Raw genomic sequence first — 18,828 nt, 5'->3', positions numbered from 1 at the left:
CTCTACCAGGCGAACGCCTCCGGCGAAGGACCCGGACCCGGGAAGATCGCGTCCAGCTCCGTCAGGACCTCCTCGCCGAGTTCGAGGTCGACCGCGCGCAGCGCCGAGTCCAGCTGCTCCTGGGTGCGCGGGCCGACGATCGGGCCGGTGATCCCGGGCCGGGTCAGCAGCCACGCCAGGGCCGCCTCGCCGGGCTCGATGCCGTGCTTGTCGAGCAGGTCCTCGTAGCGCTGGACCTGCTCGCGCACCGCTGTGTTCTCCAGCGAGCTCGCGCTGCGCCCGCCCTTGCGCCGCTTGCCCTCGCTCTCCTTCTTGAGCACGCCGCCGAGCAGGCCGCCGTGGAGCGGGGACCACGGGATGACGCCGACGCCGTACTCCTGGGCGGCCGGAATGACCTCCATCTCGGCGCGCCGCTCGGCCAGGTTGTAGAGGCACTGCTCGCTGACGAGGCCGACGCGGCCGTGGCGGGCGGCGGCCTCGTTGGCCTGGGCGATCTTGTAGCCGGGGAAGTTGGACGACCCGGCGTAGAGGATCTTGCCCTGCTGGATCAGGACGTCGATGGCCTGCCAGATCTCCTCGAACGGGGTGGCCCGGTCGATGTGGTGGAACTGGTAGATGTCGATGTGGTCGGTGCGCAGCCGCTGGAGGCTGGCGTCGACGGCGCGGCGGATGTTCACCGCGCTGAGCCGGTCGTGGTTGGGCCAGACGTCTTCGCCGGCGGGCCCCATGTTGCCGTAGACCTTGGTGGCGAGGACCGTCTTGTCGCGCCGGCCGCCGCCCTGCGCGAACCAGCTGCCGATGATCTCCTCGGTACGGCCCCGGTTCTCGGCCCTGCCGTACACGTTCGCGGTGTCGAAGTAGTTGATGCCGCCGGCCAGCGCCGCGTCCATGATGGCGTGGCTGGCGGCCTCGTCGGTCTCGGGACCGAAGTTCATGGTGCCGAGGACGAGGCGGCTGACCTTGAGTCCTGTGCGTCCGAGCTGCGTGTACTTCATGAGGCCCTAGCCAAGGACGTGGAGTGCGCTCTAGGCAAGCGTTTCAGGACATTGACGGGGCGTCAGCCGTGCGGGGGCGAGGCCGGACGACGGCGGGCGCGAGCGGGGCGCGGTAGGGGCCGCCGATGCCCCACGCCTGGTGCAGGGCGTCCGCGAAGGCCGAGGCCAGCTTGTGCTCGCCGGAGGCGTTCGGGTGCGTGCCGTCGTAGGTGTCGGCGTGGATGTCGTACGACTCCGGGACCGAGGCGAGCAGGAGCGGCGAGCGGGCTTCGTCGAGGTCCGCGACCGCCTTCGCCAGCAGGGTGTTGAAGTGGGCGACCTGCGCCGCGAAGGGCGCGTCGGACTCGGCCCGGATGTTCGGGATCACGGGGAGCACGACCATGCGCAGGGCCGGGTTGGCGGCGCGGGCCCCGGCGATGAAGCGGCGGACGTTCTCCGCGGTCTGGTCGGCATCCGTGTAGAAACCCAGGTCGATCAGGCCGAGGGAGATGAGGAGGACATCGGCGCGGGCCTCGGTGACGGCGTCCGCGATGGCCGGCGCCATGTGCAGCCAGCCCTCGCCCCAGCCGGCGAAGTGGTGCTGCGGGAAGTCCGGGTCGGCGTAGTCGTGGCTGCCGCCGTGGAGCGCGGTGCGCGGGCCGACGAAGGCGCAGTCGGTGCCGGTCGCGCGCAGGTGCTGCCACATGCGGTGGCGCCAGGTGTGCTCGCCCGCGCTGCCTATCGTCATGGAGTCGCCGACGAAGATGAACCTGAGCATCCGCTCATCATCGTTGATCACCCGGGCCGCGTGCGTGTGAGACCGAACACGCCTGGCAAGCTGGGGGCATGCGTTCGTACAAGGCGTCGTCGCGTGTGGGTGGGGTCGCGGCCGCCGCCGTGCTGGTGTGGGGCTCGGTGGCAGGTCCCGCCGCGGCCGCCGACCGGCCGGCCGGCTCCGACGGGTTCACCATCGAGGACCCCCGGATCACCGAGTCCAGCGGCCTGGCGGCCTCCCGCGCCCACCCCGGCGTCTACTGGACCCACAACGACAGCGACGACGGCGCGTACCTCTACGCCGTCGACGGCCGGACCGGGAAGACCGTCGCCACGCTCACCCTCACCGGGATCGGCGCCCCGCGCGACGTCGAGGCGGTCTCCGTCGGCCCCGACGGCGACCTCTACGTGGGGGACATCGGCGACAACCTCGGCGGCAGGTGGGACCACGTGTGGATCTACAAGCTGCCCGAGCCGAAGGAGCTGCGCGACCAGACCGTACGGGCCACGCAGTACGTCGTGAAGTACGCGGACGGGCCGCGCAACGCGGAGGCGATGATGGTCCACCCGAAGACCGGGCGGGTCTACATCGTCGAGAAGGACGAGGACGGGGGCGGCCTCTACGCGGGCCCTGACCCGCTGGACCCCGCCGCCACGAACGTCTTCGAGCGGGTCGCCGACATCGACCTGTGGGTGACGGACGGCGCCTTCTCGCCCGACGGGAAACAGCTCGCCCTGCGCGGCTACTTCGGCGGCGTCGCGTACTCCTGGAACAACGGGAAGCCCAAGCGGCAGGGCCAGTTGAGCGTGCCGATGCAGCCGCAGGGCGAGTCGGTGACGTACACCGTCGACGGCAGGACGCTGCTCTACGGCAGCGAGGGGCAGGGCAGTTCGGTCAAGGCCGTGGAGGTCGAGGGCGCGGACGGCGGCAGCGGCTCCGGCGGACAGGGCGGCAGCTCCGGCGACGGCGGTGGCGACGGCGGCGGGATCACCGGCAAGGCCGGGGCGGTCGGCGCGGCCGTCGTACTGATCGCGGTGCTCGGGGCCGGGCGGCTGTTGCGGCGGCCCAAGGCGAAGTGACGGTCATGGCGGAAGCGACGGTGACAGGGGAAGTGACTGGCACGGCGGAAGAGGCCGTCACAGCGAAGTGACCCGTGGCCGCCGGAGGGAGTCCTGCCCTCCGGCGGCCACGGGTCACACGTGATACGTCACACGTCATACGTCGCGGGTCCGGCTCCGGGCCCCGGGCCCCGGGTCACCGATCCGGGGTCACGGGTTCGGCCGAGCGGTCAGAGCTGGCCGATGACGTAGTCGACGCAGGCGGTCAGCGCCTGCACGTCGGCCGGGTCGATCGCCGGGAACATGGCGACGCGCAGCTGGTTGCGGCCCAGCTTGCGGTACGGCTCGGTGTCGACGATGCCGTTGGCGCGGAGAACCTTCGCCACAGCGGCGGCGTCGATCTCGTCGGCGAAGTCGATCGTGCCGATGACCTGCGAGCGCTTGGCCGCGTCCGTCACGAACGGCGTCGCGTACTTCGACTCCTCGGCCCACGAGTACAGACGGGACGAGCTGTCCTTCGTCCGCGCCGTCGACCAGGCGAGGCCGCCCTGCCCGTTGATCCAGTCCAGCTGCTCGGCGAGCAGGAAGAGGGTCGCGAGGGCCGGGGTGTTGTACGTCTGGTTCTTGCGGGAGTTGTCGATCGCCGTCGGCAGCGAGAAGAACTCCGGGACGTGCCGGCCGGACGCGTGGATGCGCTCGGCGCGCTCGATCGCGGCCGGGGAGAAGACGCCGATCCACAGGCCGCCGTCGGAGGCGAAGGACTTCTGCGGGGCGAAGTAGTAGACGTCCGTCTCGGCGATGTCGACGGGCAGGCCGCCCGCGCCGGACGTGGCGTCGACCAGGACGAGGGCGCCCTCGTCGGCGCCGGCGACGCGCTTGATCGGGGCGGCGACACCCGTCGAGGTCTCGTTGTGCGTCAGGCCGTAGACGTCGACGCCGGACTCCGCCTTCGGCTCCGGGTGCGTGCCCGGGTCCGAGGAGATCACGGTCGGCTCGGCCAGCCACGGGGCCAGCTTGGACGCCTTCGCGAACTTGGAGGAGAACTCGCCGAAGTTCAGGTGCTGCGACTTGTTGTCGATCAGCCCGTGCGTCGCCACGTCCCAGAAGGCGGTGGAGCCGCCGTTGCCCAGGATGACCTCGTACCCCTCGGGGAGGGAGAACAGGTCCTTCACACCGTCGCGCACCCGGCCGACCAGGTTCTTGACCGGGGCCTGGCGGTGGGAGGTGCCGAGCAGGGAGGTACCGGTGGCGGCCAGGGCGTCCAACGCCTCCGTACGCACCTTGGAGGGGCCAGCGCCGAAACGTCCGTCGGCGGGCTTGATGTCAGCGGGAATCTGGATCTCAGCCACGTCCTGGAGGGTAGCGGGTCGGTTTGGCGGGGCTGGGCGCTGTCCGGCGGCTGAGATGGCTGATCTTGCCTGACGGCGTTACGGGGGGTGCGCCTCGGCTGGGCCGGCCCTGCGCAGTTCCCCGCGCCCCTGGGCGGGTCGTTCTTCGGCCGCGGGTCCGGTGGGGGTTGTTCGCGCAGTTCCCCGCGCCCCTTGAGAGGTTGCGATTCGGCCGCGGGCTCGGTGGGGCTTCTCGCGCAGTTCCCCGCGCCCCTGGAGCAAGTGGCTTCGCCGCAGCCCCAGCGGCCCGACGAGATGGCGCACGAAGTGCGCATCTCAGGGGCGCGGGGAACTGCGCGATCAGCCCCCACCGGGCCGCAGGCGGACACGGGCGCGCGAAGTGCGCATCTCAGGGGCGCGGGGAACTGCGCGAACGCCCCCCCAGCCCCCCAGCCCCCCAGCCCCCACCCCCCGGCCCCCGCCGGCCCCGTTCGCGCGCCGCCCCCCATCGACCAGGTGATCGCGGGCACGCTAGAGGCATGGCTGACGACATCGGTAAGGCCCTGCAGAACGCCATCCGCGGCGACGTCGACTTCAGCACCACGGCCCGCGCGCTGCACACCATGGACGCGTCCAACTACCGAAGAGTCCCGCTCGGCGTCGTCGCCCCGAAGGACGCCGCCGACGTCCGCGCCGTCCTCACCCTCTGCGCCGAACGCGGCATCCCCGTGGTGGGTCGCGGCGGCGGCACCTCCATCGCCGGCCAGGCGACGGGCACGGGCGTCGTCGTCGACTTCACCCGGTACATGGACCGCGTCCTGGACCTCGACCCGGTGGCGCGCACCGCCGTCGTCCAGCCCGGCCTCGTACTGGACCGGCTCCAGGCGGCAGCCGCCCCGCACGGGCTCCGGTTCGGCCCCGACCCCTCGACGCACAGCCGCTGCACGCTCGGCGGGATGATCGGCAACAACTCGTGCGGTTCGCACTCCGTGGCCTGGGGCACGACGGCCGACAGCGTCGCCGCGCTGGAGGTCGCGGGCGCGGGCGGCGCCGCGTACCGGCTCGGGCAGGGCTGGGGCGGCGCGCCGGACGGGCTGCGGGCCCTGGTGGAGGGGGAGTTGGCGGCGATCAGGACCGGGTTCGCCCCGTTCGCCGGGCTGCCCCGCCGGATCTCCGGGTACGCCGTCGACGCGCTGCTGCCCGAGCACGGCACCGACCTGGCCCGCTTCTTCTGCGGCACCGAGGGCACCCTCGGCCTCGTCACCGAGGCGACCGTCAAGCTCGTGGAGGCGCCGCGTGCGAAGGCCCTCGCCGTCCTTGCCTACGCGGACGAGAGCGCGGCCGCGGAGGCCGCCGCGGGCCTGCTGCCGTACGGGCCGCTGACCGTCGAGGGCATGGCCGCCGACCTCGTACCGGCGGACTCGGGTCTGCCGCGGGGCGGGGCGTGGCTGTTCGTGGAGACCGGGGGCGCGACGGCGGGCGAGGCGCGGGCCGCCGCCGAGCGGATCGTGCGGGCGGCGGACGTGCGCGACGCGCTGGTCGTCGACGATCCGGCGGGACAGCGGACGCTGTGGCGGATCCGGGAGGACGCCAGCGGGACGGCGACGCGGATGCCGGACGGCAGCGAGGCGTGGCCCGGCTGGGAGGACTGCGCGGTGCCGCCCGCCCGACTCGGCCCGTACCTGCGGGAGTTCAGGGGGCTGCTGCGGGAGCACGGGCTGCGCGGGACCCCGTACGGGCACTTCGGTGACGGCTGCATTCATGTGCGGATCGACTTCGATCTGCTGTCGGAGGCGGGGATCGGGCGGTTCCGGCGGTTCTCCGAGGAGCTGGCCGTACTGGTCGTCGCGCACGGCGGGTCGCTGTCGGGTGAGCACGGGGACGGGCAGGCGCGGGCCGAGCTGCTGCCGACGATGTACGGCGCCGGGCTGGTCGGCCTCTTCGAGCGGGTCAAGGGCGTGTGGGACCCGGCGGACGTGCTGAATCCGGGGATGCTGGTGCGGCCCGCCCGGCTGGACGAGAACCTGCGGTTCGCCGTGCTGCCGCGCGAACCGGTGGACGTCGCCTTCGGCTATCCGCACGACGGCGGGGACTTCTCGGCCGCCGTGCGCCGCTGCGTCGGGGTCGCCAAGTGCCGTACGGAGAGCGCGGGTTCGGGCGGTGGCGTGATGTGTCCCTCGTTCCGGGCGACCGGTGAGGAGGCGCACTCCACGCGCGGGCGGGCGCGGCTGCTGCACGAGATGCTGGCCGGTGAGGTCGTCACCGACGGCTGGCGGTCGACGGAGGTGCGGGACGCGCTCGACCTCTGCCTGTCCTGCAAGGGGTGCCGGAGCGACTGCCCGGTCGGCGTCGACATGGCCACGTACAAGGCGGAGTTCCTGCACCACCACTACGCGGGGCGGCGCCGGCCGATGGCGCACTACGCGATGGGGTGGCTGCCGCGCTGGCTGCGCCTGGTCGAGCGGACACGGACGGCGGGGATCGTCAACTACCTCGGCGGCGTACGGGCGTTGGCGGGCGTGGCGAAGCGGATCGGTGGGGTCGCGGGGGAGCGGGACATCCCGCGGGTGGCCGGGGAGACGTACAGCCGGTCGTGGCGCCGCGGGATCGCGCGGTCGTGGCGCCGCGGGATCGCCCGGCCGGGTGCGGCGGTGCGGCGCGGCGAGGAGGTGACGCTCCCCGCCGGGAAGCCCGAGGTGCTGCTGTGGCCGGACACGTTCACCGACCACCTGGCGCCCCAGGTCGCGCACGCCGCCGTACGGGTCCTGGAGGCGGCCGGGATGGGCGTGGTGCTGCCGCCGACGCGGACGTACGGCCGTGGTCCCGTGCGGCGGGGGCGGGTCTGCTGCGGCCTGACCTATGTCTCCACCGGGCAGCTCGACCGGGCCCGCGCCGTGCAGCGCCGCACCCTCGATCTCCTGGGGCCGGTGCTCGACGAGGGCCCGCCGGTCGTGGTCCTGGAGCCGTCGTGCGCGGCGGCGCTCCGCTCGGACCTGCCGGAGCTGCTGCCGGACGATCCGCGGGCGCGGCTGCTCGCGGACCGGGTGGTGACGTTCGCGGAGGCGCTGGAACGGTTCGCACCGCACTGGGAGCCGCCGCGGATCGACCGGCCCGTCGTGGGGCAGACGCACTGCCATCAGCACGCGGTGCTCGGCGACGCGGCCGAGCGCCGGCTGCGCGAACGGGCGGGTCTACTCGGTGAGTTGAGCGGCGGGTGTTGCGGCCTCGCGGGCAACTTCGGCTTCGAGAAGGGGCATTACGAGGTGTCGGTTGCCTGCGCGGAGGAGTCGCTGCTGCCCTCGGTGCGGGCGGCCGGGGACGGGGCGCTGGTGCTGGCCGACGGGTTCTCGTGCCGGACGCAGGTGGAGCAGTTGGCGGGGGCGCGGGCCCGGCATCTCGCGGAGGTGCTGGCGGACGCGCTCCCGCCGGGGCGGACGGGGGCCTGACGGCAGGGTGGAGCGCCGCCCGGTGGATCCTCCACCGGGCGGCGCCCGCGTTCACCGACGAGTGCCGGTGGTGCTCAGAGACAGGCTCTCAGGGGCGGGCGGCGGCGCGTGAACTCGCCACGCCAGCCGGGAGTTTCACCTCACCCTGGTTGAGAACGCGCGGAAGGAAGTAGGCGGACTGGATCTCGGCGTTGGTGTTGTTGCCGCGCAACTGCTCCGACCAGAGCATGAAGTACGCCCAGTTCGGCTGGCTGTCGAGCAGGGACGCCGTGGGGACCTTGCCCATCTCCGCCAGGGCCATCGGCTTGCTGCCCGCGAGGGAGCGGAGCTGCGTGTAGTCGGCGGTACTCGGGTGGTTCTTGTACCAGACGTCGAGCGAGGCCACGTCGACGTAGGTGTCGCCGGGGTAGTAGTTCGCCCAGCCGCCCGCGGGGTTGTCCTGGACGTTCCAGACCCAGATGAGGTTGTCCAGGCCCTTGCCGACGAGGTAGTCGTGCGTGATCTGGTACAGCTTGCGGCTGCCGTTCGCGCCGGGACGGTTGCCCCACCAGTTCCACGACTCGTTCATCTCGTGCAGCGGGCGGAACAGGACGGGCACGCCCGCCGACTTGAGCTGCTGGAGGTACGGGACCACCTCGTCGAGGCGGCGCTTCCACGCGGTGTTCAGCGCCGTGCCGCCGGTGGCGACCTGGGAGAACTGCGCATCGCTGATCCGCGACTTGACGCCGCCCTCGAACGCGCAGGAGCTGCCCTGGGTCGGCGGGCAGACGTGCCAGGTCAGCGCCACGAGGGAGCCGTTGGTCCACTCCGTCCTCGCCTGGTCGATCACCCGCTGCCGGTTGGCGACGTCCGCCGCGTTGAACATCAGGTCGCCGCCCCACAGGCCCGGGTACTGCCCGGTGACGTCCTTGACCTGCTGGGTGTACTGGCCGGGGTTGGACGCGGGCTCCTTGTTGTGCTGCCCGGACACGATGTGCGAGCCCGTGACGGAACGGAGGTAGTTCAGGACCTGCTGCTTGTTGCCGCTGGGGAACGCCTGGGCCTCCGGGGTGGCGGAGGGCATGGCCAGCAGCGCGGCCACCGCGGCCAGCGAGGTCATGCAGAGCGCGGTGAGGCGTGTTCTGCGCATGGGTGTCTCCTTGCCGGTTCGTTCGCTACGGGTTTGTGGTGCTGGTGCTGGTGCTGGTGTAGGTGCTGTGTTGGTGGAGCTGGTTCGGTGCGGTTCCCTGCGTTCCGGTGTCAGTGGGCGGCGGGCAGCGCGTGGCGTTCGAAGAAGGACCACATCAGGTCGTTGGCGCTGATCTCCCGGTTGGTGCGGCCGTTGCCGGTGGATTCCTGGGACGAGCCCGGCCAGGTGTGGCCGCCGTCGCTGATGTCGTGCAGCACGACGTCCGCGCCGCCCCGGCAGCCGCCGTAGGTGATGCGGCGTACGTGCGGGGCGAGTTGGCCGGTCCTGGCGGCGGAGGCGCAGCCGTTCAGCTCCGACCAGCGGCGCAGTGCCGTCGGTACCGAGTAGCGCCACGCGGCGCCGCCGCCGCCCCAGTACGGGTTGGTGGCGTCCTGCTCCCCGTGGAAGGTGATCACCGGCATGGCGCGCGCCGGGCGGCAGGACTCCGGGGCCGGCCCGGTGTCGTCCGCCGGGTCGGGGGAGCCCGCGCGCAGACCCGCCACAGGGGCGACGGCGGCGATCCGCCCGGCTGTACGGCAGGCCAGCGCCGAGGCCATCCGGCCGCCGCCGGAGTACCCGGTGACGTAGACCCGGGCCGGGTCGGCGCACAGGCGCGTGCCGAGCGTGTCGATGACCTGTCCGAGGAAGCCCACATCGTCCCGGGGGCCCGTGGTCACCCCGGGCACGTTCCAGGAGAAGCCGTCGCCCGCCGGAATGACGCCGTCCGGCGCGGCCACGATGAACCGTTCGCGGTCGGCGGTGGTCCGCAGCTCCGAGTAGTCGAGCTGCCGGGCGCCCCGGGACTGGCTGCCGTGCAGGTTGACCACCAGCGGCAGCCGGCCGGCACGGGGCGCGCGGGGGAGGTGCACGAGCACGTCGTACGAGCGTCCGCCGTAGGTGACCGGGAGCGTGACGTCGCCCGCCGCGGCGGCGGAGCGGAGGCAGGCCGCCCGGGACGTGCCGGCCCGAGCGCCCGTGGCCGGGGTGTCGGCCGCCGCGGCGGGGAGAGCCGCCGGGGCGCACACCATCGCGAGGAGCGCGGCAGCGCCGCCCCGCCCGAAGCGGCGCAGCCATTTTTGCCCGGAACATGACATGAGACCTCCGAAGGCTCTGGAGCGGTCGGGCGCTCACTCTGCCCATGCGGGACAACGTTGTCTAGAAGTGCGGCAAATTAAGCAATGGTTCAGTAAAGGCCGGTGGTCGGTGGGCTTTGCCCGGCAGGAATGAGCTGAACCGGTCTATGGACACGGCGCTGAACCGCCCTCTACTTTGTGCGGCAGGCGCGGGGCGCGACGGGGCGCCCGGAACTCCTTGGAGGCCACGCGGATGAAGAGCGGGGGGCGGCTGACGCTCGCAGACGTGGCGGCCCGCGCGGGGGTCTCGCGGGCCGCTGTGTCCCTGGCCTTCAACAACAGGCCGGGCGTCTCCGAGGCCACCAGGGTCCGCATCCTGGAGGTCGCCCGGTCCATGGGCTGGGAGCGGAACGTCTCGGCGCGGGCGCTCGACCGGCAGGGCGCGGGCACGATCGGGCTCGCGGTCAGCCGGCCCGCACGCCAACTCGGCCTCGAACCCTTCTACATGGAGTTCATCTCGGGCCTGGAGAGTGTCCTCTCCGACCGGTCGAGCGCGCTGCTGCTCCGCCTGGTGAGGAACCTGGACGAGGAGATCGAGCTTCAGCGCCACTGGTGGCGCTCGGGGCAGACAGCGGGCTCGATCCTGGTCGACTTCCGTGAGCACGACCCGCGGGTGCCCGTCCTCGGCCGGCTCGGGCTGCCCGCGGTGGCCGTCGCCCACCCCTCGCTGACCGGGCCGTTCCCCTCGCTCTGGACCGATGACACGACCGCCGTCACCGAGGCCGTGCGCTATCTCGCGGCGCTCGGGCACCGGTCCATCGCCCGGGTGGGCGGCACGGCCGAACTGGGGCACAGCGCGATCCGGCGCGCCGCCTTCACCGCGGCCATGGCCGGGCTCGGCCTCCCCGAAGGGCGGCAGTTCGCCACGGACTTCTCCGGCGAGGCGGGGGCGCGCGCCACGCGCTCGCTGCTGACCGCCGACCGGCGGCCCACGGCGATCGTCTACGACAACGACCTGATGGCCGTCGCCGGTCTCTCGGTCGCGGCGGAGATGGGGCTGCGGGTCCCCGCCGACCTCTCCCTCCTTGCCTGGGACGACTCACAGCTCTGCCGGCTGACCCATCCGGCCCTCTCCGCGATGACGCACGACATCCACGCCTTCGGGGCCGATGTCGCCCGCGCGCTGTACGAGGTCCTGGCGGGCGGGCGGACCGTGACCCGACAGGTCCCGACGCCGACGCTCACGCCGCGGGGTTCCACGGGCCGGCCGCCGCGGCAGGTCTGACGGCGCCCCCCGGCGGCGCCGCCGTACGCACCCCTCTTTCGCCCGTGCCGTGCCGGGCATTTCACGAGCCGCGTCCGGCGGATCTAGCGTGGAGGTTCCCCGCCGAACGTCTAGTGCAGTACCGTGCACGTGGCAGTCCAAAATAATGGACTTCGGATCGAGGGTATCGAGAGTCAAGGAAACGAGGACCTGTGAACGGCTCGCGCACCGAACAGCACCAGCCGGCCGCGCCCGAGGCCGCGGTCCTCGCGCTGGGCGACGACCCGGCGCCCGCCGACGGCTCGCGCCGGGGCGCCCTCGGCCCGGTCGGCCTGGTGCTCGCGGGCTGCGTCTCGGTGCAGTTCGGCGGCGCGCTCGCGGTGAGCCTGATGCCGCGTGCCGGAGCGGTCGGCGTGGTGACGCTGCGCCTGGTCGTGGCGGCGCTCGTGCTGCTGGTGGCGTGCCGACCGCGGCTGCGCGGGCACTCGCGCGCCGACTGGGGCACGGTCGTCGCGTTCGGCATCGCCATGGGCGGCATGAACCTGCTCTTCTACCAGGCCGCGGCCCGTATCCCGCTCGGCCTCGCGGTCACCTTCGAGGTGCTCGGCCCCCTCGCCCTGTCCGTCGTGGCCTCGCGCCGCGCGGTCAACTTCGTCTGGGCGGGCCTGGCGCTGTGCGGCGTGTTCCTGCTCGGCGGCGCGGGCGACGGACTCGGCGGCCTCGACCTCGTCGGCGTCGCCTTCGCGGTCGCCGCGGGGGCCATGTGGGCGGCGTACATCATCTTCAGCGCCCGTACGGGCCGCCGCTTCCCCCAGGCCGACGGGCTCGCCCTCGCCATGGCGGTCGCGGCGGTGCTCTGCCTGCCGCTGGGCGTCGCCGCCTCGGGCAGCCGGCTCCTCGACCCGGTGACGATCGGCCTCGGCGCGGCCGTCGCCGTCCTCTCCTCCGTCCTGCCCTACACCCTCGAACTCATCGCCCTGCGCCGCCTGCCCGCGTCCACGTTCGCCGTGATGATGAGCCTCGAACCGGCCATCGCGGCCCTGGCCGGCTTCCTCGTCCTGAGCCAGGCCCTCTCCTGGCTCCAGGCCCTGGCGATCGCCCTCGTCATCGCGGCGAGCATGGGCGCGGTGCGGACGCAGGTGGGGCGGCGGGGTGGGGAGATCGGCGCGTGAGGGGTTGAAGCTGTGCGAGGCGGATCAGGGTCCCGCCGAGCACAGTGATGAGCGGACCGAGGAGGACAAGCCATGAACCACTCCCAATGGAAGGCCCGCCGCGCCAGGAAGCTGCTGGGCGAGACGGCCGAGGAGTCCCCGGCCTACCGAGAGGCCGGGCACGCGTTCGCGCTGGGTCAGGCGGTCTACGACCGGCGTACCGAACTCGGCCTCTCGCAGAGTGAACTGGCACGTCGAGCGGACATGTCCCAGCCGCAGATCTCCACCATCGAAGGCGGCGACGCGGTGCCGACCCTCCCGCTGCTCTCCCGGCTCGCCAAAGCGCTGGACGCCTCTCTCAGCATCGACTTGGACGGCGACGACTCCACGTTCGTCTTCACTGCCCACCCGAGCCCGGGCCGAGGCGGCGATCCGGCACCGGAGGCGCACTCCGCCGCTTGACCTGGCCGAACCGAAGCCGTCCGGCAGCACAGCAGCAGCACAGCAGGTGGTCGGCCTTGCCCGTCTTGATGGGCAGGGAAGGGGCTGACGCGGCGGAGTGCGGAGTGCGGGGTTCAGGGGGTGAGGTCGATCATCCTGTAGCCCTTCCAGCGATCGGGCTCGACCGTGGCGACGAAGGCGCCGTCCGGCCGGTCCGGCGTCGGCTGCACCGCGTGACGGCAGTGCGACCAGGCCCAGGTGTCATCCTGGATCATGGCGAGCGCGGTGGACAGGTCGAGTTCGAGCAGCGTGATGCCAGGCAGGGCCGCGATGTGTTCGGCGGTGCCCCGCCGCGCCCGGTCGGCCTCGATCAGGGCGCAGACGGGAGCGTACAGGTGGAAACCGGCCGTGGAATGAGCGCGGTCGATGAGCCGGGAAGCCAAGGCATTGCCCTTCCCCGCGGCCACCAGCGCCGATCCGTCGAGGACGATGTGCAGGGCGTCGGTCACGGCGCACCCGCCTGGGAGAGCCGCCGGTCGAGCTCGGCGTCGATGCGGGCCTCCTCGGCCCGGGTGGGGTCGTATCCGTTCCACTCCCGCAGCACCGCACGGGCCCGCGCGGCGCGCTCCGCACGCTCGGCCGGGGTCAGGAGGGTCTCGGCGAGGTGGGCGAGATAGGCGCGCAGCGACATCCCTTCCTCGGCTGCTATCTGCGCGAGCCGGTCGCGGGCCTCCGTGGGGATGCGGACGTTGGCGTCAGTCATGGTGGGACCTCCTGCGCTCAGGGTACGGGTACGTACCCGTACGGCGGCAAGTCCCTCGATGCTCAGACGCGCCCGAGCGAGGCCGCCGCCACGAACGCGGTGAACGCCTTCGGCGTGACGCGGAAGAGGCCGGCACCCGGGTCCTTGGAGTCCCGCACCGCCACCGTCGCGGCCAGTGCGGCGACCTCGACGCACTCGCCTCCGCTGGTGCCGCTGTAGGACGATTTGCGCCACGGCGCGGCGACCTCGACGCAGTCACCACCGTTGGGTCCGCTGTAGGACGACTTACGCCACTGTGCCTCCGTCGGGACCGGGTTCCTGCCCATAGCGTTCCTCCGTCACACGAACGATCAACTGGGCCGACTCCTCGGGGGAGAGGGCGCAGGCCTGCAACCGAGCGTAGCCGACCGAACGTTCCCTGATTACTTGCGGGTTGGCGGTCATGAGCCCTTGGTCGTAGCTCTCCGCGTAGAAAAGGTCGGGGTCCTCGTCGAAGCGCAGCAGATTGAACGACCCCAACAATCCCGCATGTTGGCCTACCGTGAACGGCAGTACCTGGATCTTCACCCAGGGGTCCCGGGCGAAGCCCGCCAAGTGCCGCAGTTGCCTCGTCATGACCCCGTGGCCGCCGACCGTCTGGTGCAACACCGCTTCGGTGAGTACCACCCACAGAGCGGGCGGAGTGTCGCGGTCGAGGATGCGCTGGCGTTCCATGCGCGCCGCCACCTGCTCGTCGACCTGCTCGGGGTGATCCGCGCCGATCAATGCCCGCGCGTACTCCTCGGTCTGCAACAGCCCATACACCAACTGGCACTGGTACGTGGAGATGTACGAAGCCCGCGCCTCCAGCTCTGCGTAAGGCTGGAACCACGCGGGCAACCGACTGCGCAGCACCAGGCCGAGCAGGCGGGAAAACGTGCCCCCCGTGCCGAGCGCCGCGTCGGCCCGCTCGCTGAAATCCCGGGTCGGGATCCGCTTGGTCGTCTCGACCTGACCTACGAGTGAGCCGGTACAGAAGATGCAGGCGCCCAACTCCTCCTGACTGAGCCCCGCTTCCTCACGTAGCCGACGCAGCTCGGAACCGTAGAAGTCGAGGGGGGAGGCGCTGGGATCGAGCGAGCGGATGTTGGCCATGCGGAGGAGCCCCGTTCCGATTGTCCTGTAGCGGAGAGTAGTGGCTCATGAGCACAGCGGTACGGGGAACTTTCCATGCAAGCACGCTTGATTGTTTCCAGGACCGCTGCCATGCTCCCCTCACGCCGCACACCGCCGTGCCCCGAGGGGAGCGCACCGTGTCCGAAACGCTGTCCGTGTTCGACGACTTGCGGGACGAGAGTCAGCAACTCGACGCACTTGTGCAGGGGTTGAGCCCCGAGGAGTGGGCCGCCGCGACCCCCGCGCCGCGCTGGAGCGTCGCCCACCAGATCGCTCATCTCGCCTGGACCGACCGCGCCGCGCTGCTCGCCATGAACGACGCCGACGCGTTCGCCGGGGAAGTGGAGAAGGCGGTCGCCGCGCCCGAGTCGTTCGTGGACGACGGGGCCGAGGAGGGCGCCGCCCAGGAGCCCGCCGTGCTGCTCGCCCGATGGCGGGACGGGCGCGAGGAGTTGCAGAAGACGCTGCGGGCGGCGGCCGCGAGCCGCACCAAATTTCCCTGGTACGGGCCGCCCATGTCCGCCGCGTCCATGGCCACGGGGCGCCTCATGGAGACCTGGGCGCACGGGCAGGACGTCGCCGACGCGCTCGGGGTTCCGCGCCCGCCCACCGACCGGCTGCGGCACGTCGCCCGGATCGGCGTACGCGCCCGGGACTTCGCCTTCGCCGTGCACGGCGTCCCCGCCCCCGGCGCCGAGTTCCGCGTCGAACTCGTCGCGCCCAGTGGTGAGTTGTGGGCCTACGGCCCCGAGGACGCCGCACAGCGCGTCACTGGGCCGGCTCTCGACTTCTGCCTCCTCGTCACCCAGCGCGCCCACCGCGACGACCTCGCCGTACGCGCCGAAGGGCCCGACGCCGACCGCTGGCTGGACATCGCACAGGCCTTCGCCGGGCCGCCGGGGCGGGGCAGGGCGCCGAAGGGGCAGGCCGGATGAGCCGGGCGCCCCTGCGGATCGGCAACGCCTCCGGGTTCTACGGCGACCGGTTCGACGCCATGAAGGAGATGCTCGGCGACGGGCCGCTCGACGTGCTCACCGGGGACTACCTCGCCGAGCTGACCCTGCTGATCCTGGGCCGGGACCGGCTCAAGGACCCCGGGCGCGGCTACGCCCGTACCTTTCTGCGGCAGCTGGAGGAGTGCCTCGGGCTCGCCGTCGAACGCGGCACCAGGATCGTCACCAACGCGGGCGGGCTCAACCCCGCAGGACTCGCCGCCGCCGTCCGGGCGCTCGCCACCGAACTGGGCCTTCCCGTCCGCGTCGCCCACGTCGAGGGCGACGACCTGCTCGGCACCGGCCGCTTCCCCGGCGCGCTCACCGCCAACGCCTACCTCGGCGGCGCGGGCATCGCCGCCTGCCTGGGGGCCGGCGCCGACATCGTGGTCACCGGGCGCGTCACCGACGCCGCCCTCGTGAGCGGCCCCGCCGCCTGGCACTTCGGCTGGGCGCCCGACGCCTACGACCAGCTCGCCGGAGCCGTCGTCGCCGGACACGTCCTGGAGTGCGGGACGCAGGCGACCGGCGGCAACTACTCCTCGTTCGCCGCCCACGCCGACCGCCTGGCGCGCCCGGGGTTCCCCCTCGCCGAGATCCACGAGGACGGGTCCGCCGTCATCGGCAAACACCCCGGCACCGGCGGTCTCGTCGACACCGGCACGGTCACCGCGCAACTGCTGTACGAGACCGCGGGCGCCCGCTACGCCGGACCCGACGTCACCGCCCGCCTCGACACCGTCCGGCTGGCGCAGGACGGGCCCGACCGCGTCCGCGTCCACGGCGTACGCGGGGAGGCGCCGCCGCCCACCCTCAAGGTCGGCCTGAACCGGCTCGGCGGCTTCCGCAACGAGGTCGTCTTCGTGCTCACCGGACTCGACATCGAGGCCAAGGCCGCTCTCGTGCGACGCCAGATGGAGGAGGCGTTCGCCCGGGCCAAGTCCGCCCCGGGCGACGTCCGTTGGGAGCTGGCCAGGACCGACCGGCGTGACGCCGGCACCGAGGAGACCGCGAGCGCCCTGCTGCGGCTCGTCGTCCGGGACCAGGACCAGGACGCGGTCGGCCGGGCGCTGAGCGGGGCCGCCGTCGAGCTGGCACTCGGCTCCTACCCCGGGTTCCACGTCACCGCCCCGCCCGGCAAGGGCTCCCCGTACGGCGTCTTCGAGGCCGCGTACGTGGCGCGCGGCGACGTCCCGCACCTCGCCGTCCTGCCGGACGGGGAGCGCCGCGCCCTGCCGCCGTACGAGGGCGCCACCCTGGCCCTGGCCCCGGTCGACGAGCCCGCCCTGCCCGCCGAGCCGCCGCCCGGTCCCACCCGCCGCGCGCCCCTCGGCCTGGTCGCCGGGGCCCGCAGCGGCGACAAGGGCGGGGACGCCAACATCGGCGTATGGGCCGTGGACGAGGCCGCCTGGCCCTGGCTGGCCCACACCCTCACCGTCGAGCGGATCGAACAACTCCTGCCGGAGGCCCGGGGCCTGGCCGTCACCCGGCACGTGCTGCCGAACCTCCGCGCCCTCAACTTCACCGTCGAGGGCCTCCTCGGCGAGGGCGTCGCCGCACAGGCCCGCTTCGACCCGCAGGCCAAGGGGCTCGGCGAATGGCTCCGCTCCCGCCACCTCGACATACCGGAGGCTCTGCTGTGACCGTCCTGGCCAGCGCCCTGGACACCCGGTCCGACGAGTACGCCGCCCACCGCGCGGCCCTCCTCGACAAGCTCGCCGCGCTCGACGCCGAGCACGCGAAGGCGCTGGCCGGGGGCGGCGAGAAGTACGTACGACGCCACCGCGAGCGCGGCAAGTTGCTGGCCCGCGAACGGATCGAGCTGCTCCTCGACCCGGACACGCCCTTCCTGGAGCTGTCGCCGCTCGCCGCCTGGGGCAGCGATTACACCGTGGGCGCCTCCCTCGTCACCGGCATCGGTGTCGTCGAGGGCGTGGAGTGCCTGGTCACCGCCAACGATCCGACCGTGCGCGGCGGCGCCAGCAACCCGTGGTCCCTGAAGAAGGCCCTGCGGGCGAACGAGATCGCCTTCGCCAACCGGCTGCCCTGTATCTCGCTGCTGGAGTCCGGCGGCGCCGACCTGCCGTCGCAGAAGGAGATCTTCATCCCCGGCGGCGCGATCTTCCGCGACATCACGCGGCTCTCCGCCGCGGGCATCCCGACGGTTGCCGTCGTCTTCGGCAACTCCACGGCCGGCGGCGCGTACATCCCCGGCATGTCCGACCACGTGATCATGGTGAAGGAGAAGGCCAAGGTCTTCCTCGGCGGACCACCGCTGGTGAAGATGGCGACCGGCGAGGAGAGCGACGACGAATCGCTCGGCGGCGCCGAGATGCACGCCCGCACCTCCGGGCTCGCCGACTACTTCGCGCTCGACGAGCAGGACGCGATCCGGCAGGCGCGGCGCGTCGTCGCCCGCCTCAACCACCGCAAGGCGTACGCCGATCCACCGGTGGCGCAGGCCCCCAAGTACGACCCCGAGGAGCTGCTCGGGATCGTGCCGGACGATCTGAAGGTGCCCTTCGACCCGCGCGAGGTCGTCGCCCGGATCGTCGACGGCTCCGACTTCGACGAGTTCAAGCCGCTGTACGGCGCCAGCCTCGTCACCGGCTGGGCCACCCTGCACGGCTATCCCGTCGGCATCCTCGCCAACGCCCGGGGCGTCCTCTTCAGCGAGGAGTCGCAGAAGGCCGCGCAGTTCATCCAGCTGGCCAACCAGCGCGACATCCCGCTGCTGTTCCTGCACAACACCACCGGCTACATGGTCGGCAAGGAGTACGAGCAGGGCGGCATCATCAAACACGGCTCCATGATGATCAACGCCGTCTCCAACTCGCGGGTCCCGCACCTGTCCGTCCTCATGGGCGCCTCGTACGGCGCCGGGCACTACGGCATGTGCGGACGCGCCTACGATCCCCGCTTCCTCTTCGCCTGGCCCAGCGCCAAGTCCGCCGTCATGGGGCCCCAGCAGCTCGCGGGTGTCCTGTCGATCGTGGCCCGGCAGTCCGCCGCCGCCAAGGGGCAGCCCTACGACGACGACGCGGACGCCGCGCTGCGCGCCATGGTGGAGCAGCAGATCGAGTCGGAGTCGCTGCCGACGTTCCTCTCCGGACGGCTCTACGACGACGGCGTCATCGACCCGCGCGACACCCGCACCGTCCTCGGCATCTGCCTCTCCGCCCTGCACACCGCACCGTACGAGGGCGCCCGCGGCGGCTTCGGCGTCTTCAGGATGTGAGC

General features: G+C 72.6%; 17 protein-coding genes. 8 read left to right on the top strand and 9 right to left on the bottom strand.

Going from position 1 to position 18,828, the window contains the following annotated elements; all coding sequences use genetic code 11:
• Positions 1 to 2 precede the first annotated feature (2 nt).
• On the bottom strand, positions 3 to 995 hold the full coding sequence (locus tag ACZ45E_RS26115) for an aldo/keto reductase (RefSeq protein ID WP_468224672.1): 993 nt from the start codon (positions 993 to 995) through the stop codon (positions 3 to 5).
• A gap of 43 nt (positions 996 to 1,038) precedes the next feature.
• Positions 1,039 to 1,752 carry an SGNH/GDSL hydrolase family protein gene (locus ACZ45E_RS26110; RefSeq protein ID WP_468224669.1) on the bottom strand — a complete coding sequence of 238 codons (714 nt, stop codon included), beginning with the start codon at positions 1,750 to 1,752 and terminating at the stop codon, positions 1,039 to 1,041.
• Positions 1,753 to 1,820: 68 nt separating this feature from the next.
• On the opposite strand from ACZ45E_RS26110, the gene ACZ45E_RS26105 reads away from it, so the two are divergent.
• Positions 1,821 to 2,828, top strand: a complete 1,008-nt coding sequence (locus ACZ45E_RS26105) for a WD40 repeat domain-containing protein (RefSeq protein ID WP_468224667.1) — start codon at positions 1,821 to 1,823, stop codon at positions 2,826 to 2,828.
• Positions 2,829 to 3,037: 209 nt separating this feature from the next.
• Here ACZ45E_RS26105 and serC read toward each other — a convergent pair whose 3' ends face one another.
• Positions 3,038 to 4,156: a phosphoserine transaminase gene (serC, locus tag ACZ45E_RS26100; RefSeq protein ID WP_468224664.1), complete on the bottom strand. Its 1,119-nt coding sequence runs from the start codon at positions 4,154 to 4,156 to the stop codon at positions 3,038 to 3,040.
• Between the two features lie 518 nt (positions 4,157 to 4,674).
• Between serC and ACZ45E_RS26095 the strand changes: the two genes are divergently transcribed.
• Positions 4,675 to 7,581 (top strand): FAD-binding and (Fe-S)-binding domain-containing protein, encoded by a 2,907-nt coding sequence (locus ACZ45E_RS26095; protein WP_468224662.1) that lies wholly within the window; start codon positions 4,675 to 4,677, stop codon positions 7,579 to 7,581.
• An 88-nt stretch (positions 7,582 to 7,669) separates the two neighbouring features.
• On the opposite strand, the gene ACZ45E_RS26090 is transcribed toward ACZ45E_RS26095, so the two are convergent.
• Together ACZ45E_RS26090 and ACZ45E_RS26085 are read right to left on the bottom strand one after the other, a co-directional pair.
• On the bottom strand, positions 7,670 to 8,710 hold the full coding sequence (locus ACZ45E_RS26090; RefSeq protein WP_468224660.1) for a glycoside hydrolase family 26 protein: 1,041 nt from the start codon (positions 8,708 to 8,710) through the stop codon (positions 7,670 to 7,672).
• Positions 8,711 to 8,820: 110 nt separating this feature from the next.
• The gene (locus ACZ45E_RS26085) at positions 8,821 to 9,843 is read right to left on the bottom strand and encodes an extracellular catalytic domain type 1 short-chain-length polyhydroxyalkanoate depolymerase (protein WP_468224657.1); all 1,023 of its coding nucleotides are present in this window, start codon (positions 9,841 to 9,843) and stop codon (positions 8,821 to 8,823) included.
• A gap of 232 nt (positions 9,844 to 10,075) precedes the next feature.
• Here ACZ45E_RS26085 and ACZ45E_RS26080 point away from each other — a divergent pair, with 232 nt between their 5' ends.
• The 3 genes from ACZ45E_RS26080 (at position 10,076) to ACZ45E_RS26070 (ending at position 12,699) form a co-directional block, all read left to right on the top strand.
• A complete protein-coding gene (locus tag ACZ45E_RS26080; RefSeq protein ID WP_468224655.1) occupies positions 10,076 to 11,107 on the top strand; it encodes a LacI family DNA-binding transcriptional regulator in 1,032 nt (343 codons plus the stop codon).
• A 251-nt stretch (positions 11,108 to 11,358) separates the two neighbouring features.
• On the top strand, positions 11,359 to 12,258 hold the full coding sequence (locus ACZ45E_RS26075; protein ID WP_468224714.1) for an EamA family transporter: 900 nt from the start codon (positions 11,359 to 11,361) through the stop codon (positions 12,256 to 12,258).
• Between the two features lie 72 nt (positions 12,259 to 12,330).
• Complete coding sequence (locus ACZ45E_RS26070; RefSeq protein WP_468224654.1) at positions 12,331 to 12,699, top strand: helix-turn-helix domain-containing protein; 369 nt, start codon at positions 12,331 to 12,333, stop codon at positions 12,697 to 12,699.
• Between the two features lie 113 nt (positions 12,700 to 12,812).
• On the opposite strand, the gene ACZ45E_RS26065 is transcribed toward ACZ45E_RS26070, so the two are convergent.
• The 4 genes from ACZ45E_RS26065 to ACZ45E_RS26050 form a co-directional block, all read right to left on the bottom strand.
• On the bottom strand, positions 12,813 to 13,187 hold the full coding sequence (locus tag ACZ45E_RS26065; protein ID WP_404209517.1) for a PIN domain-containing protein: 375 nt from the start codon (positions 13,185 to 13,187) through the stop codon (positions 12,813 to 12,815).
• On the bottom strand, positions 13,184 to 13,441 hold the full coding sequence (locus ACZ45E_RS26060; RefSeq protein WP_404209519.1) for a hypothetical protein: 258 nt from the start codon (positions 13,439 to 13,441) through the stop codon (positions 13,184 to 13,186). The genes ACZ45E_RS26065 and ACZ45E_RS26060 overlap by 4 nt, the downstream gene beginning before the upstream one ends.
• A 62-nt stretch (positions 13,442 to 13,503) precedes the next feature.
• The gene (locus ACZ45E_RS26055; protein ID WP_468224651.1) at positions 13,504 to 13,767 is read right to left on the bottom strand and encodes a DUF397 domain-containing protein; all 264 of its coding nucleotides are present in this window, start codon (positions 13,765 to 13,767) and stop codon (positions 13,504 to 13,506) included.
• The gene (locus ACZ45E_RS26050) at positions 13,727 to 14,575 is read right to left on the bottom strand and encodes a helix-turn-helix domain-containing protein (RefSeq protein ID WP_468224649.1); all 849 of its coding nucleotides are present in this window, start codon (positions 14,573 to 14,575) and stop codon (positions 13,727 to 13,729) included. Before ACZ45E_RS26050 ends, ACZ45E_RS26055 begins: the two co-directional genes overlap by 41 nt.
• A gap of 158 nt (positions 14,576 to 14,733) precedes the next feature.
• Here ACZ45E_RS26050 and ACZ45E_RS26045 point away from each other — a divergent pair, with 158 nt between their 5' ends.
• The 3 genes from ACZ45E_RS26045 to ACZ45E_RS26035 are packed head-to-tail and all read left to right on the top strand — an operon-like array spanning position 14,734 to position 18,826.
• Positions 14,734 to 15,531 carry a TIGR03084 family metal-binding protein gene (locus ACZ45E_RS26045; protein WP_468224647.1) on the top strand — a complete coding sequence of 266 codons (798 nt, stop codon included), beginning with the start codon at positions 14,734 to 14,736 and terminating at the stop codon, positions 15,529 to 15,531.
• Positions 15,528 to 17,231, top strand: a complete 1,704-nt coding sequence (locus ACZ45E_RS26040; RefSeq protein WP_468224644.1) for an acyclic terpene utilization AtuA family protein — start codon at positions 15,528 to 15,530, stop codon at positions 17,229 to 17,231. Before ACZ45E_RS26045 ends, ACZ45E_RS26040 begins: the two co-directional genes overlap by 4 nt.
• Positions 17,228 to 18,826, top strand: a complete 1,599-nt coding sequence (locus tag ACZ45E_RS26035) for an acyl-CoA carboxylase subunit beta (RefSeq protein WP_468224641.1) — start codon at positions 17,228 to 17,230, stop codon at positions 18,824 to 18,826. The genes ACZ45E_RS26040 and ACZ45E_RS26035 overlap by 4 nt, the downstream gene beginning before the upstream one ends.
• The last annotated feature ends 2 nt before the right edge of the window (positions 18,827 to 18,828 follow it).

This window comes from Streptomyces sp. NPDC030991 (genome assembly GCF_055571235.1).
This window is presented reverse-complemented; position numbering and strand designations above follow the sequence as displayed.

Coding starts and splice junctions, on each gene's coding strand:
- ACZ45E_RS26095 (WP_468224662.1), top strand. CDS start 4,675: ATGGCTGACGACATCGGTAAGGCCCTGCAGAACGCCATCCGCGGCGAC.
- ACZ45E_RS26050 (WP_468224649.1), bottom strand. CDS start 14,575: ATGGCCAACATCCGCTCGCTCGATCCCAGCGCCTCCCCCCTCGACTTC.
- ACZ45E_RS26085 (WP_468224657.1), bottom strand. CDS start 9,843: ATGTCATGTTCCGGGCAAAAATGGCTGCGCCGCTTCGGGCGGGGCGGC.
- ACZ45E_RS26055 (WP_468224651.1), bottom strand. CDS start 13,767: ATGGGCAGGAACCCGGTCCCGACGGAGGCACAGTGGCGTAAGTCGTCC.
- ACZ45E_RS26115 (WP_468224672.1), bottom strand. CDS start 995: ATGAAGTACACGCAGCTCGGACGCACAGGACTCAAGGTCAGCCGCCTC.
- ACZ45E_RS26110 (WP_468224669.1), bottom strand. CDS start 1,752: ATGCTCAGGTTCATCTTCGTCGGCGACTCCATGACGATAGGCAGCGCG.
- ACZ45E_RS26070 (WP_468224654.1), top strand. CDS start 12,331: ATGAACCACTCCCAATGGAAGGCCCGCCGCGCCAGGAAGCTGCTGGGC.
- ACZ45E_RS26105 (WP_468224667.1), top strand. CDS start 1,821: ATGCGTTCGTACAAGGCGTCGTCGCGTGTGGGTGGGGTCGCGGCCGCC.
- ACZ45E_RS26080 (WP_468224655.1), top strand. CDS start 10,076: ATGAAGAGCGGGGGGCGGCTGACGCTCGCAGACGTGGCGGCCCGCGCG.
- ACZ45E_RS26060 (WP_404209519.1), bottom strand. CDS start 13,441: ATGACTGACGCCAACGTCCGCATCCCCACGGAGGCCCGCGACCGGCTC.
- ACZ45E_RS26090 (WP_468224660.1), bottom strand. CDS start 8,710: ATGCGCAGAACACGCCTCACCGCGCTCTGCATGACCTCGCTGGCCGCG.
- ACZ45E_RS26040 (WP_468224644.1), top strand. CDS start 15,528: ATGAGCCGGGCGCCCCTGCGGATCGGCAACGCCTCCGGGTTCTACGGC.